General features: G+C 69.7%; 11 protein-coding genes and 1 tRNA gene. 9 read left to right on the top strand and 3 right to left on the bottom strand.

Annotated elements, in window-relative coordinates:
• Positions 1-15 precede the first annotated feature (15 nt).
• The 4 genes from ACZ7M3_RS22725 (at position 16) to ACZ7M3_RS22710 (ending at position 3,480) form a co-directional block, all read left to right on the top strand.
• Positions 16-795 carry an HAD-IIA family hydrolase gene (locus ACZ7M3_RS22725; RefSeq protein WP_054235562.1) on the top strand — a complete coding sequence of 260 codons (780 nt, stop codon included), beginning with the start codon at positions 16-18 and terminating at the stop codon, positions 793-795.
• A 126-nt stretch (positions 796-921) separates the two neighbouring features.
• On the top strand, positions 922-1,500 hold the full coding sequence (locus tag ACZ7M3_RS22720) for a hypothetical protein (protein ID WP_472065463.1): 579 nt from the start codon (positions 922-924) through the stop codon (positions 1,498-1,500).
• Positions 1,501-1,513: 13 nt separating this feature from the next.
• Positions 1,514-2,179 carry a class F sortase gene (locus tag ACZ7M3_RS22715; protein WP_472065601.1) on the top strand — a complete coding sequence of 222 codons (666 nt, stop codon included), beginning with the start codon at positions 1,514-1,516 and terminating at the stop codon, positions 2,177-2,179.
• Between the two features lie 284 nt (positions 2,180-2,463).
• Positions 2,464-3,480, top strand: coding sequence for a glycoside hydrolase family 6 protein (locus ACZ7M3_RS22710; protein ID WP_472065462.1), 1,017 nt, complete (start codon positions 2,464-2,466; stop codon positions 3,478-3,480).
• Between the two features lie 102 nt (positions 3,481-3,582).
• Here ACZ7M3_RS22710 and glxA read toward each other — a convergent pair whose 3' ends face one another.
• The 3 genes from glxA to ACZ7M3_RS22695 all read right to left on the bottom strand — a co-directional run bounded on the left by glxA (position 3,583) and on the right by ACZ7M3_RS22695 (position 8,076).
• Positions 3,583-5,520 (bottom strand): radical copper oxidase GlxA, encoded by a 1,938-nt coding sequence (gene glxA, locus ACZ7M3_RS22705; protein WP_472065461.1) that lies wholly within the window; start codon positions 5,518-5,520, stop codon positions 3,583-3,585.
• On the bottom strand, positions 5,517-7,511 hold the full coding sequence (locus tag ACZ7M3_RS22700) for a glycosyltransferase family 2 protein (protein ID WP_472065460.1): 1,995 nt from the start codon (positions 7,509-7,511) through the stop codon (positions 5,517-5,519). The genes glxA and ACZ7M3_RS22700 overlap by 4 nt, the downstream gene beginning before the upstream one ends.
• A gap of 491 nt (positions 7,512-8,002) precedes the next feature.
• Positions 8,003-8,076: transfer RNA gene (locus ACZ7M3_RS22695), tRNA-Lys, on the bottom strand.
• A 206-nt stretch (positions 8,077-8,282) separates the two neighbouring features.
• On the opposite strand from ACZ7M3_RS22695, the gene ACZ7M3_RS22690 reads away from it, so the two are divergent.
• The 5 genes from ACZ7M3_RS22690 (at position 8,283) to ACZ7M3_RS22670 (ending at position 14,135) form a co-directional block, all read left to right on the top strand.
• Positions 8,283-9,686 carry a peptidoglycan-binding protein gene (locus ACZ7M3_RS22690; RefSeq protein WP_472065459.1) on the top strand — a complete coding sequence of 468 codons (1,404 nt, stop codon included), beginning with the start codon at positions 8,283-8,285 and terminating at the stop codon, positions 9,684-9,686.
• A 153-nt stretch (positions 9,687-9,839) separates the two neighbouring features.
• The gene (locus ACZ7M3_RS22685; RefSeq protein WP_472065458.1) at positions 9,840-10,997 is read left to right on the top strand and encodes an SPFH domain-containing protein; all 1,158 of its coding nucleotides are present in this window, start codon (positions 9,840-9,842) and stop codon (positions 10,995-10,997) included.
• 154 nt (positions 10,998-11,151) lie between these two features.
• Complete coding sequence (locus tag ACZ7M3_RS22680) at positions 11,152-11,805, top strand: lytic polysaccharide monooxygenase auxiliary activity family 9 protein (protein ID WP_097225759.1); 654 nt, start codon at positions 11,152-11,154, stop codon at positions 11,803-11,805.
• 138 nt (positions 11,806-11,943) lie between these two features.
• Positions 11,944-12,444 carry a hypothetical protein gene (locus ACZ7M3_RS22675; RefSeq protein WP_472065457.1) on the top strand — a complete coding sequence of 167 codons (501 nt, stop codon included), beginning with the start codon at positions 11,944-11,946 and terminating at the stop codon, positions 12,442-12,444.
• A 26-nt stretch (positions 12,445-12,470) separates the two neighbouring features.
• Positions 12,471-14,135, top strand: a complete 1,665-nt coding sequence (locus tag ACZ7M3_RS22670) for a long-chain-fatty-acid--CoA ligase (protein ID WP_472065456.1) — start codon at positions 12,471-12,473, stop codon at positions 14,133-14,135.
• Positions 14,136-14,369: the final 234 nt, after the last annotated feature.

Below are 14,369 nucleotides of genomic sequence, written 5' to 3'. Positions count from 1 at the left end.
AGGAGAACCAGCACCATGGCAGAGCGCAAGCCCATCGAGTCGTGGCTCACCGACATGGACGGCGTCCTCATCCACGAGGGTGTGCCGATCCCCGGCGCGGACGCCTTCGTCAAGAGGCTGCGGGAGTCCGGGAAGCCGTTCCTGGTGCTCACCAACAACTCGATCTACACCGCTCGTGACCTGCACGCCAGGCTGCGGCGCATGGGCCTGGACGTGCCGGTCGAGAACATCTGGACCTCCGCGCTCGCCACCGCCAAGTTCCTGGACGACCAGCGGCCCGGCGGCACCGCGTACGTCATCGGCGAGGCGGGCCTGACCACGGCACTGCACGACATCGGGTACGTCCTGACCGACCACGAGCCGGACTACGTGGTCCTCGGCGAGACCCGTACGTACTCCTTCGAGGCCATGACCAAGGCGGTCCGGCTGATCAAGGGCGGTGCCCGGTTCATCGCCACCAACCCCGACGAGACCGGTCCGTCCGCCGAGGGCCCGCTGCCCGCGACCGGCGCGGTGGCCGCGCTGATCACCAAGGCGACCGGCAAGCAGCCCTACTTCGCCGGCAAGCCGAACCCGCTGATGATGCGGACGGGGCTCAACGCCATCGGGGCGCACTCCGAGACCAGCGCGATGATCGGCGACCGGATGGACACGGACGTCCTGGCCGGCCTCGAGGCGGGCATGGTGACCTATCTCGTCCTCACCGGGCTGACCACCCGCGAGGAGATCGAGCAGTACCCCTTCCGGCCCTCCAGGATCGTGGACTCGATCGCGGACCTCGTCGAGCGGATCTGACGCCGTCCGGGGCGGGGGCCACCGGCCCGCGCCAAACCTTTCGAGACCCGTTTGGAGCAGTCGGGGGCGTCTGAGGATGCGTCCGGCGGCCCGGCGGGGGAGTCTCCAGGTATCTGGAGGTTCACGATGGGTTCATGTCGACTCGCTCTCTGTGCGCGACTCACTCTCTGTGCCGGTGCGGTGCTCGCGGCGGCGTTCACTCCCGCCGCGTACGCGGCCGGCGGCGGCGTCTCCGTCTCTCCCGTGTCCCCGGCCCCCGGCAGCGACGTCCAGCTGCGGGCGCTGGGCTGTACGGGGGCGACCGGTACCGCGGTCTCGACGGCGTTCGTCGCGGACGCGCGGCTCACCGGCCAGGGCGGGGTGCTCGTCGGCGACACCCGCGTCCGCTCGTCGGTCACGCCCGGTGCCTACGAGGTCAAGGTCAGCTGTGACGGCCGCCGGGACAGGGTGACCGGCACGGTCACGGTCACCGCGCCGGGCGGCCCGACCTCCCTGAGGTCCGCCCTCGCCGTCCCGACCGGCCTGGCCTCGCCCGTCGCCCCCGTGCACGCGGGCGGCGGCGGCACCGCGCACTTCGCCTCCGTGGACGCCCGCTCGTCGAGCCCCGGCACCAAGCAGGCGGTGATCGGCCTCGTCCTCGCGAGCGCCGCCGCGGTGGCGGTCGCGGTCCGCAGCGCGCGCCGGGGCCACGACACCCGAGACTGACATGTCCGACGACATGCCCGAACACGGGCGTTCCTCCGGCGCCGGCCGGCTGGTGACCGGTGTCGCCTGGGCGGTACTGCTGCTCGGGCTGTGGCTGTGGGGCCGTGACCTGACCGACGTACGGCAGGGGATAGCGGCGCCGACGACGGGGGACATCGCGGCGGTCGGACGACCGCCCGAGGTACGGCTGCCACCCGCGCTGAAGCCGCTGACGAGCGCGGCGCCGCAGCGCATCGACATTCCCTCGATGGGGGTGCGGGCGCCGGTCGTGCGCCGCGGGCTCGACGGGGAGGGGGCGATCGATCCGCCGCCCTTCGACCAGCCGGGCGTGGTCGGCTGGTTTGCCGCCGGGGTGCGGCCGGGGGCGGCCGGGACCGCGCTGTTCGTGGGGCACGTCGACACCGTGACCCGGCCCGCGGTCTTCTACAAACTCAGCACGGTACGGCCGGGGCAGACGGTCCGGGTGGTCCGCGACGACGGGACGGTCGCCGAGTTCACCGTGGACGACGTGCAGGTCTTCCCGCGCGACCACTTCGACGCCCGACAGGCCTACGGGCCACGGGAGTCGGGGCGGGCCGAGCTGCGGCTCGTCACCTGCGGCGGCACCTTCGACCGGGTGAGCCGCACCTACACCGCGAACGTGGTCGTGTCGGCGTACCTCACGGGCCACGGACGATGAACCGGTGACCGGTTCCACCTGGCCCGGTCGGCGGCCCGCTCCCCCTGGAGCCGCCGACCGGGCTGGTCCTCGACCGCGCGCGCACGGGCTGCGGGAGTAACCCGGCGGTCGGCGCGGGAGGTTCTGGGTCCGTTTGAGGCAACTCTAGAACGTATGAGCGTTCTGGCCTAGGACCTGTCTCCGGGGCTGTAACAGCTCACCGACAAGGGGTGGGCGATCTCGTGGGCGAGGCGCCACCTATGTCACGATTGACCCCAAGGACAGTGCACCCGAGGGGGAGTTGCATGTACGGCAGCAAGGGGGCCGGGGCTCGGGCGTCCGTCGCGGTGGTGGGGGCGTTGCTGGTGCTCGCGGGGTGTTCCTCCGGGGGCGGCGGCGACAAGAGCGACGGTTCCGGTTCCAAGGTCACACAACAGCCCAAGAACTCCGACCCGTTCTGGGTCAACCCGGCGGGCAACGCGGCCGAGCAGGTCGCCGCGTACGTCAAGGCGGGCAAGAAGGGCGACGCCGAGCAGATCCGCAAGATAGCGGAACAGCCGACCGGCGAGTGGATCGGGCCGGAGAATCCCGAGCAGGAGGCGCGCGGCTTCACCGAGGCGGCGCAGCAGGCCGACCGGGCGGCCATCCTGGTCCTCTACAACATCCCGCACCGCGACTGCGGCCAGTTCTCGCAGGGCGGCGCGGCGGACGGCGACGCCTACAAGACCTGGATCGACGGGGTCGCCCGCGGCATCCAGGACCGGCCCGCCACGGTGATCCTGGAGCCGGACGCCATTTTGCACCTGGTCAACCAGTGCACTCCGGCGCAGTTCCAGGAGGAGCGGTACTTCCTCCTCGAGACCGCGGTCACCAAGCTCAAGGCCCTGAAGAACACGAAGGTGTACCTCGACGCGGGCAACGCGGGCTGGGGCCACCCCGACCAGATCTTCCAGCCGCTGAAGCGGGCCGGCATCGACAAGGCCGACGGCTTCTCCGTCAACGTCGCCAACTTCTACTCGACCAAGGACTCCCTCGCGTACGGCAAGCAACTGTCCGCGAAGGTCGACGGCAAGCACTTCGTCATCGACACCAGCCGCAACGGAAACGGCCCCTACACGGCCGGCGAGGCGGACGAGAACTGGTGCAATCCGCCGGGGCGCGCGCTGGGCGAGACCCCGACGACCAAGACCGCCGATCCGCTCGTCGACGCGTATCTCTGGGTCAAGCGGCCCGGTGAGTCGGACGGGGAGTGCAAGGGGGGGCCGAAGGCGGGCGACTGGTGGCCGGAGTACGCCCTGAAGCTGGCCAAGGCTTCAAACTGACGGCAGTTCCCCGCGCCCCTTCTTTTTCCTTTAGGGGCGCGGGGAACTGCGCGCTCAGCCCCCACTCAGCCGCAGCCAAAACCAGCCCAACCCAGCGGAGCGCTACGGCACCTTGACCCACTGCGCCTTGCTCGGCGTCCCCTGGTCGTCCGTCACGAACAGCATGTACCAACCGGACTCCACGAGATTCCGGTTCTTCGGCACGGTCACCGTGACCCCGTTCTTCGTCTTCTTGAAGTCCAGCGCGATGGAACGCTGATCGACATCGGTGACGTGCGTGGACGCGCTCGGCCGGATCAGCCGGGCCGTCCTGATGGTCGACGCGTGCTGCGAGGTGAACGTCGCCGAGCCGCCGCGCGCGATCGTCTTCGGGCCGCCGGTCAGATCGGGCCGCGAGTCCCGGTAGAGGTACGGCGGCGTGTAGATCTCGATGCGCTGCTCGAACGTGGCCGGTTTGGTGTTGGCCTTGTCCGCGTAGAGCGAGTTGGAGCCGAAGAACATCACCCGGCCGTCGGGCAGCAGGATCGAGCCCGAGTGGTAGTTGCGGCCCACCAGCGGATCGGCGACCCGGTCGAAGGTGTTCGACTTGGTGTCGTAGATCCGCGCCTGGAGGATGTTGGAGTCGCTGCGCCCCCGGTAGTCCTCGGAGCCGCCGGAGACGAGGACGGTGTCGTCGGGCAGGATCGAGGACTGCGGGTAGCGGGTGCCCTTCTCCAGTTCGGGCCCGTCCACGAACCGCGGGTTCTTGTCCTTGAGGTCGATCAGCCGGGTCTTCTTGCTGGACAGCTTGGACTCGCCGACCCCGCCGCCGCCGATCACCATGTATTTCTCGTCCTGCGCGGGCGGCAGCAGCACCGTGCCGGCCGTCTCCATCATGTTGGGGTCGCTCAGGCCCGGCAGCTTGGTGAACTTGTTGGTGGCCACGTCCCAGACGCCGGGGTCGCGGCCCACGTTGTCCGGTCCGTAGCCCGCGTTCGCGCCCGAGTAGAACATCTCGCCGTTCTGCATCAGGGAGATCGCCGGGTAGGTCGGGAACTGGCGGATTCCCTTGGTGTACGTCCATTTCTTGGTCTTCGGGTCGAACACCTCGTTCTTGCCCGGGACCAGCTGGCCGATCTCGTCCAGACCGGAGAGGCTGAGGATCTTGCCGTCGCTCACGGTGGTGAGCGTCGGGTACCAGCGGGCCTCGTTCATCGGGTCGACCTTGATGTACTGCTCGGCGACCGGATCGAACTCGTACGCGTCCCGGATGCCCTGGAAGTCCTTCTTGTCCAGGGCTAGCTTCTGTGCGATGCCGTAGGTGTTGCGGGCGTCGGCGCCGGTCAGGCTCTGGATGCGGTAGTTGTCCTGGGTGCCCGTCTCGTACTTCTGGCCGCTCTGCTGTGCCTCGACGTAGATACGGCCGAGGCCCGGGTCGTTGCGCAGGAACTTGCCGGTCGCCTTGTCGAAGACCTTCGTCGCGCGCGGGACGAGCACCGGGTCCTTGGAGACGAACGTCTTGCCGTTCTCCTTGCCCGTGAACTTGGTGCCCGCGGGCAGCGTGATCGGCTGGTCCGGGTTCTCGTTGTGGACGACCATCAGGCCGCCCGCCTTGGTGACGTCGCCCTTCAGCGTCTCGTACCGCTTGGTGCCGCCCGCGATCAGCAGATTGCCGTTGGCGAGCTGGGTGTGGCCCGTGCAGAACAGGTCGGCGGGCGTCGGGATCTTCTTGATGGTGCCCTTGACCGGGTCCCAGATCCGCGTGTCGAACTTCTTCGCGTCGAAGTTGTCCTGGTTGTTGCCCGAGCCCGCGATCAGCAGGATCTTGCCGGTGTGCAGCAGGGCGGCGTGGATGGTGTTCTGTCTGTACTCCTCGGGGAACTGGATGATGTCCCAGTGCCCGTTCTCGGCCTTGTACTCGGGCTTGTTGATCGTGTAGTCGTGGTATTTCTCCGTGCTGAAGCGGTACACCCACGGCCCGTTCATCCCGGCCAGCGCGAGCACCACCGCCCCGCCTATCGCAAGACGACGAGCACGGCGGCGACGGGCACCGTCTTTCATTTTTTACGTCCCCCAAGGGAAATCTGCATGGTCTGGTCATTGCCCGCGCCGCTGCCGCCGCCCTGTTCCTGCGCAGCCGCCCAGCTGGGCTTGTGCTGCGGGGCGTGCGGAGCGTGCGGCGTGTGCTGCTCCTGCTGGGGCGCCGAGGCCTGAGCGGGCAGCGGCACCGTCTCCTCGGGTGAGGCGGGCGGCACCGACGGCTTCTTCTTCGCCTGGCGCAGGGCCCACTGCCAGGCGAAGATCGGCGAGGCGGTGATCAGCAGGGCGAAGCAGGCCCAGGTGATCATCGCGGGGTGGGAGTGCCCGAGCAGGAGTCCGGCGACGATCGAGCCGGCGAAGACCAGGATGAAGAACAGGTGGATCCGGAAGGTCCCCAGCAGTGTGTCGGGGCTGGCCGAATCCCCCTTGGGGGTCACCACGAACTTGCTCTTGCGGCGCAGCACCGCGTCCATCAGCGAGCGGGCGTAGATCGGCGCGGAGAGCGCCGACATGATCATGCCCGCCACGCCGCCCGAGCCCTCGGGCTCGTGCGGGGAGACGTTGTGCCGGCGGTTCCACACGTACAGGCCGATCTGCAGCGCGGAGGCGTTGCCGTACAGCATCAGCCAGACCGTCGGGTCGATGTTCACACCGGATGCGCCCAGGCCCAGGAAGAGTGCGCAGCTGAGGGCCGCGAGGATCCAGTTGAGGGCGGACATCGGGTAGAAGATGATCATCATGGTGTAGTTGAAGAGCTTGCTCGGCGGAAGCGAGAAGAAGCCCTTCCAGTACTGCTTGAGGATCGTCTCGTACGTGCCCCGGGACCAGCGCAGCTGCTGGGTGAAGAAGTCCGTCCAGGCGTTCGGGCCCTCACCGACCGCGAGGACGTCCGGGGTGTACACCGAGCGCCACTTCCTGCCGGTCGCCGGGTTCTTGGCGCGGTGCATCTCGAAGCCGGTCGCCATGTCCTCGGTGATCGAGTCGTACAGACCGCCGATCTGCTTGAGCGCCTTGATGCGTACGGCGTTGGAGGTGCCCACGAACATCGGCGCGCCGTAGCGGTTGCCGGCCCGCTGGATCAGCGCGTGGAAGAGGAACTGCTGGGACTCGGCGGCCTTGGTGATGGGGTTGTCGTAGTTGCCGTAGACCTGCGGGCCGATGACGAAGCCGATGTCCGGGTCGCGGAAGAAGCCGAGCATCCGCTCCAGGTAGTTGGGCAGCGGCACGTGGTCGGTGTCGACCGAGGCGAAGAAGTCGTACTCGTCGCCGTGCGCCTCCAGCCAGGCGTTGTAGTTGCCGTGCTTGGTCTTGGCGCGGTGCGGGCCCTTGGCCTGGTTCCACTTCGCGACTCCCTTGCGGGAGAAGTGGTGCACGCCCAGGCGCTTGCAGACCTCCTTCACCTCCGGGTCGTCACCCTCGTCGAGGAGCCAGATGTGCAGAAGGCCCCGGTGGCGCAGCTTGACGGCCGCCTCCAGGGTCTTGGTCACCATGGCGAGAGGTTCCTTGCCGGGGACGAACGAGGTGAGGAAGGCGACTCTGGTGCCGGTCTCCGGGACCACCGGGATCGGGTCGCGGGCGACCAGGGTGGCGTGCGCGTTCGACAGCACGTTCATGCAGCGGAAGAACTCGATCAGACCGATCGAGACCAGCATCACGATGTCGAGCACCGGCAGGAAGTCGTAGGCCGGGTAGTCGCGTTCGGTCCAGTGCTCCGGCTGGAGCAGCCAGCCCAGCAGGATCAGCGACAGCAGCGGCGCGGCGCCCAGCATCAGGGCGGCTCGTAGGCGGTGCGGCTCCTGGGACAGCAGCGAGCGGTACTGCACCTTGTACGGCTTGTTCGGATCGGGCTGTGTGAGGGGACCCGCGAGCCGGCTGTAGTGCTCGTAGTCGTATCTCGGCAGGGTCTTCTTGATCCTGCGGAAATTGCTGCCGGTCCGGTGCGATGGCATCCGGAGCTGGGTCGTCTCAGACGGGTCGAAGTTCTGCCGGGCGCCCGTCGGCGTCGACGTCATGAGTCATTCCCCCCGCACGCACGTCCAGGTGCGTGTTCGTCGGTTCTAGTCGCCCGTTCGAGTCCCCCTTGACCGTCACGGACGCATGCTGGCAGGTCGGCATCGCCACATGCTCCACACAAGGGAGACATAGAAATGCGACCTTCCGGTTGCATGATGCCCCCCTCGGCATCGGTTCATGAACGGGGCCCCCAACCCCCCATGGTCGCAACCGGCCATACCCCCAACTGTCAGGTATCGACAGTCCCTTGAAGCCCAGGGTTCTACGGCGTTCATCATGATCGCAAGATGCGAAACGCGGTGTTAACCGGTCATACGCGCTAATTGGGACGCGTGTACGAAGATGGGGTCACCGCCCCATACGCCGGGCGCATATGCCCGGCCCGTATGCGCCTCTATGCGACTCTTTGCGCCGGTTGTGCCCGTGGGAAGCCCGCCCCGCCCATAAGCCGAAGGGCCCCTCACGTCGGTGAGGAGCCCTTCGGTGTCGGTGCGCCGCCAGGGACTCGAACCCCGGACCCGCTGATTAAGAGTCAGCTGCTCTAACCAACTGAGCTAGCGGCGCCTGCTGACCCGAGAACTCTACTTGACCGGGGAGGGTGCTCCGGACCACGGGGGTGTCGTGAAGTGACCGGTGCGATGTCCCGAACCGGTCGGAAATGGTCCCTGTACATCATTCGGACCGTCAACATGCGACAAGAGGTGACAGTTGCGAAACTGACGACTGTGCAGAAGCGCGGAGGCATGGACCTGTGGTGTGAGGGGAATCTCATGGAGGCTCCGGTATTCGAGGAATTCGATCCCGTGAGCGACTGCGACTGCCCCGGATGCGTGCACTGGCGGCGCGTCATGCCCCCTTCCTCACTGCCCGGGCCCGTGGGACACCCGGCGGCGCGGGGCGCGCTGCTGCTGGCCGCGGCGGCGGGCGCCGTCCTCGCCGCGGGCCAGCCGGTGCCGGCCGTGGCCGCCGCGCACGGACCCGCCCGGCCGGGCGACCCCCGAGGTGACGAGCCCGACACCCCGCAGGGCACCAAGGCCCCGCTGCACGGCCTCGGCGAGGGCCCGACGGGGCCCGCGAAGCCCGGGGCGGGGGGCGAACTCCCCGCGACCACCCGGGCGGCGATCATCAACCGGGCCAAGAAGTGGGTCGCCTGGCAGGTGCCGTACAGCAATACCGCGTACTGGCCGGACGGATACCGGCAGGACTGCTCGGGTTTCGTCTCGATGGCCTGGAACCTGCCGGGAAACGAATGGACGGGCAGCCTCGGCACGTTCGGCGTACGCATTTCACGCGACCAGGTGCAACCCGGCGACATGCTCCTCTTCCATAATGCGGCGGATCCGCAGAACGGCTCGCACGTCGTCCTTTTCGGCGGCTGGGCGGACTACACCCACACCTATTACCTCGCCTATGAACAGACCCGCCCGCACACCCGCGGGCAGTCCACTCCGTACGCCTACTGGAGCAACTCGGACCGTTATGTTCCCTACCGCTACAAGGGGCTGACCGAGGGGACGAACGGCGCGGCGGCCTCGGCGTCGGGGGCGAGGGACGGCCGCTACCCGGGCCGGTCCTTCTTCGGACCCGGTGCGGACAACCCCCATGTCACCCGGCTGGGCCGGCTCCTCGTGGAACGCGGCGCGGGCCGCTTCTACTCGACCGGACCCGGACCGCGCTGGTCGGACGCGGACCGGCGGGCCACCCAGGCGTTCCAGCGGGCGCAGGGCTGGCGGGCCACGGACGCGGACGGGCTGCCCGGGCCGCGGACCTGGTCCTACCTGGTGGGGAGGAAGGGCAGGGACGTTCCGGCGGCGGGAAGGTCCGTGCCGGGGACCCCGGTGGTGGGCGGACCGGGGACGAAGGGATTCTCGGCCCCGTCCGTTCCCTTCATCCCCTCCATCCCCTCCAACTCCTCCATTCCCTCCGACCCCACCGTGCCGGGCTATCCGGGGCGCGGGCTGTTTCGGCCCGGCGCCGACAACGAGTTCGTCACCCGGCTCGGCGAGCAACTCGTGAAGAAGGGGTTCGGCACGTACTACACGTCGGGCCCGGGGCCGCGCTGGGGCGAGCCGGACCGGCGGGGCGTCGAGGCGTTCCAGCGGGCGCAGGGCTGGCGCGGCGGCGCGGTGGACGGCTGTCCGGGGCCGGAGACCTGGCGCCGGCTCTTCTCGTGAAGGGCCAGGTGGCAGGGCTCGCAGCACGTCTCGCACCACGGCTCGCACCAGGCAACGCGTCAGGCAACACACCGAGGCTCGCACCAGGCATCGCACCAGGGCTCGTCACCCGGCCGAGATCACCCTTCCACGCGCGGAGGCATGGAGGCAGCTATGAGTACGACGACTTCACCCACCCCGGAGTCGGGGGGGACGCCGGAGGGCGGCGCCTCCCGGTCCGCCCGGCTCATCCACAACGAGGCGACCACCGAGATCCCCGTCCATCTGCTCTTCCGTGACGACCCCGAGCCGGTACCCGTGCCGCTCTCGCCCGCCGTGGTGGGGCGGCGGCGTGGCACGGGCGAACAGCCCCGGATCCGGCGCCCCGTGCTGGCCCGGGCCCCGCGCCCGGTGCCGGAGGTCGACCCCGAACTGGTGGAGCGCCCCGCACGGGTGCTGCCCGGAGTGGCGGGTGTGCTGGCCGGGGCCTGCGGGGTGGCCGGATGTGTACTCACCACTTGGTGGTCGGGTGTGCTGCCGCACAGCGCGGGGAGGGTGATCGGGCTGCCCTGGTACGCGGGGGCCGGGCTCGGCCCCGCGCAGTGGGCCGCGTACGCCGGGGCCGGCGCGCTCGGGCTGTTCGGGTTCGGCGGGCTCTCCCGTGGCCGGACCGGGCGTGCCTGGGTGCTAGGCCTCTTCGGCCGCTACCGGGGCACGGTCCGGCGCACCGGGCTGCTGTGGATCAACCCGATGGTGCTGCGGCGCCGGGTCGACGTACGGCTGCGGCACTGGCGCAGTGAGCCGATGTCGGTGGTCGACGCGAACGGGGTCGCGCTGCGGGTGGTGGTGCTCGTGGTGTGGCGGGTCAGGGACACCGCGCAGGCCGTGCTCGGCGTCGAGGACCACGAGACGTATCTGCGCGAGTGTGTGGAGGCGGCGATGTCGCGGTTGCTCTCGCAGCTGCCGGCCGAGGCGCCGCCCGCCGTCATCAAGGACGTGGCGACCCTGCGCAACACGGACGCGGTCGGCGAGGCGCTCACCGGGATGATCGCCGCGGACGCCGCGCCGGTCGGCCTGGAGGTGTTCTCGGCGCAGCCGACCCGGATCGAGTACGCCCCCGAGGTCGCTGCCGTGATGCAGCGCCGCCGGATCGCGACCCTGGACGCCCAGCACCGCGACACCGTGCTCACCTCCGTCGTCGACTCCGTCGAGGACACGGTGACCAGGCTGACCATGCGCGGGCTGGTCGAACTCGACGACTACGAGCGCAAGGCACTGGTGAAGGACCTGACGGTGGCGTTCTACACGGGGCGCAGGGACTCCTCGCCGTGACGGGGACCGACTGCGGGGCCGCGGCGGGGACCGAGAGCTTGGCTATTGGTCTGGACATGTTCAAGTCGCGGCAATAATCTGGGACTTGGTCTAGACCTGAAAATCGCGCGCACGGCTCACGAGAACCTCCCCCACGTCCTCCAGGAGCGGCAGCATGCGCATACGGACGACCAGGATCCCTGCGGCAAGGGTCCGTACCGGCAGGAAAGTCAAGCTGTACGCCGCTGTCGTGGGCCTCGCCACGGCGGGCACCTTCGTGCTCTCCACCGGCGGAGCCGGCGCCCACGGCTACACCGACCAGCCCCTCAGCCGACAGAAGTTGTGCGCCGCCAACGGCGGCAGTGTCGCCAATTGCGGTGACATCCAGTGGGAGCCGCAGAGCGTCGAGGGCCCGAAGGGCTTCCCGGCGGCGGGTCCCGCGGACGGACAGATCTGTTCCGCGAACCACACCAACTTCAGCCAGCTCGACCAGCCCAAGACCCCCTCGGGTGCGGCCTGGCCGACGACCAAGGTCACCGGCGGGCAGAGCTACGCCTTCCGCTGGCAGTTCACGGCCGTGCACGCCACGACCGACTTCAAGTACTTCGTCACCAAGTCCGGCTGGAACCAGAACCACGCACTGACCAGGGCGGACCTGAACACCACCCCGTTCCTGACCGTCCCGTACAACGGGCAGCGCCCGCCGTCCACGTTCAGTCACACCGGCACGCTGCCCTCCGGGCTGAGCGGTCACCACGTCATCCTCGGCGTGTGGACGATCGCCGACACCGCGAACGCGTTCTACTCGTGCGCGGACGTCACGTTCTGAACGTTCTGAGCGCGTGCGGACCGGAAAAGTTCTGAGCCTCCCTTGAGGAGCTCGCGCACCCCCCACGGGTAGGTTCCACGCACGTCGACATGACCATGACGGCGTGCGTGGAGCTGTACCGGACAACGGGGGAATGTCATGGACGTCTTCTTCTATGCCGTGCCAGGGCTGATCATGGCTGTGGCCGTCTTCATGGCGGTTGCGGTGATCCGCCGCTCGCTGGAGATGAACCGGGCTTGGAGCAGCGGGCTGACTGCCGAGGCACGCTGTCTGCGGTCCTTCACGACGACCAGCGGGGGCGGGGGCGACACGTCCGTGAGTACGACCCTGCACCACGTGTACGAGTTCAGGGCGCGGGACGGCCGCACGGTCCGCTTCGAGGAGGAGAACGGCCCGGCGACGATCATCGAGGGTGACATCGTCACCGTCCACTACATCGCCGAGCGCCCGGAGAAGGCCACGGCCCACACGCCGAGCCGGGGCAAGCTGGCGGCGGGAACCGTGGGCATGCTGGTGTTCTGCGGGGTGATCGTCCTCTTCTGCATCGGTTTCATGGTGGGCGTCCACGACTTCTTCTCGATGTGGGACTCGGCCGGGAGCGGAGGGGACGACTTCGAAGGCACGGCCCTCCCCTTCTGACGGTACGTCAATTATCGTGCGCCCCCATGGGGTCCATGAGGCGTACCGTCGCGGAACTCGTACAGCAACGGTGGGGCGACCACCGGCCGGGACTGTGGTTCGAGGGGCGGGTGCTGAGTCACCACCAGGTGGCCGCGGGCGCGGCGGCGCGCGCGGCGCTCCTCGCCGACCTGCTGCCGTCCGGCGCCGCACCGCACGTCGGGGCGCTGCTCGACAACACCCCCGAGTATCCACTGTGGTTGAGCGCGGCGGCCCTCTCCGGTGCCGCCGTGGCCGGGATCAACCCGACCCGGCGCGGCCCCGAACTGGCCCGCGACATCCTGCACACCGAGTGCCGTGTCCTGGTCACCGAGCGGACCCACCTGCCCCTCCTCGACGGCCTCGAACTGCCCGGCGTACGCGTCCTGGTCACCGACACCGAGGCGTACGAGGAACTCCTCACGCCGTACGAGGGCGCGCAGCCGGACGCGGCGCCCTCCGTGTCGCCGAACGCCCGTCTCCTCCTCTACTTCACCTCCGGCTCGACCGGCGCCCCCAAGGCCGCGATCTGCACCCAGGGCCGGCTGGCCACCGCCGGGCGCTCGCTCGTCGACCAGTTCGGGGTGCGCCCGGACGACACGCACTACATCTGCATGCCCATGTTCCACGGCAACGCGGTGATCGCCGACTGGGCGCCCGCCCTGGTGGCGGGCGCCGGGATCGCGCTGAGGCGGCGGTTCTCGGCGTCGGGGTTCCTCGCGGACGTACGGGCCTGCGGGGCGACGTACTTCACCTATGTGGGCCGCGCCGTGCAGTACCTGCTGGCCACACCCGCCCGCGGCGACGACCGCGACAACCCGCTGCGGATGGGCTTCGGGACGGAGGCCGGGACCGTGGACGCGGCCGCCTTCGAGGAGCGCTTCGGGGTGCGGCTGGTGGAGGGGTACGGCTCGTCCGAGGGCGGCGCCGCCATCCAGCGGACGCCCGGCGCCCCGGCGGGAGCGATCGGGCGGGCGGCACCCCGCGACGACCTCGCGGTGGTCGACCCGCAGACAGCGGCCGAGTGCCCGCCCGCCGTGTTCGCCGAGGACGGGAGGCTTCTCAACGGGGACGAGGCGATAGGGGAGTTGGTGAACCGCGGGCCCAACCCCTTCGAGGGGTACTGGCGCAACCCCGCCGCGGACGCCGACCGCCGCCGCGACGGATGGTACTGGACCGGCGACCTCTTCTACCGCGACACCGACGGCTTCCTCTACTTCGCCGGGCGGGCGGACGACCGGCTGCGCGTCGACAGCGAGAACCTCGCCGCCGCGATGATCGAGAACATCCTCGCCCGTCACGAGGGTGCCGCCGCCGTGGCGGTGTACGCGGTCCCCGACCCGGTGGCGGGGGACCAGGTGATGGCGGCGATCGCGCCGCGCGAGGGGGCCGGCTTCGCCCCGTCGGCCTTCGCGGCCTTCCTCCTCGCCCAGCCCGACCTGGGGACCAAGATGGCACCCCGCTTCGTCCGGATCGTGACGCGGATGCCGGTCACCGCCACCAACAAGATCCACCGGGTGGGGCTGCGCCGCGAGGGCTTCCGCTGCGCCGACCCGGTGTGGTGGCGGCCGGCGGGGGAGTCCTCGTACCGCAGACTGCGCGCGCCGGACATCGAGGGGCTGCTGGCGGAGTACCGGGCGCGCGGACGCGAGAAGTTGCTGCCGACCGGGTAGGTTCCGGGCGCGCTTCCCGCGCGGGCGCCCGCCGGCCGGAACTTTCGGCGGCCCGGCGGACGTCCCGTCTCAGGGAGTCCCGGGGAACAGGAATCCCCTCCGTCCCACGGGGGGAGGATGCCCCCGGACACCTGTGCCGTCCGCGCCGAGGAAAGAGGCAACATGCGTCACCTGATCCGGGTCGTGAACATCGCCGATGCCGCACCGCCACACGGCGGACGGGGGCGGGCGGCG

The organism is Streptomyces sp. NPDC111656 (assembly GCF_055656965.1).
Note: the sequence above shows the minus strand (reverse complement) of the source record. Positions and strands in the feature narration are given on the sequence as shown.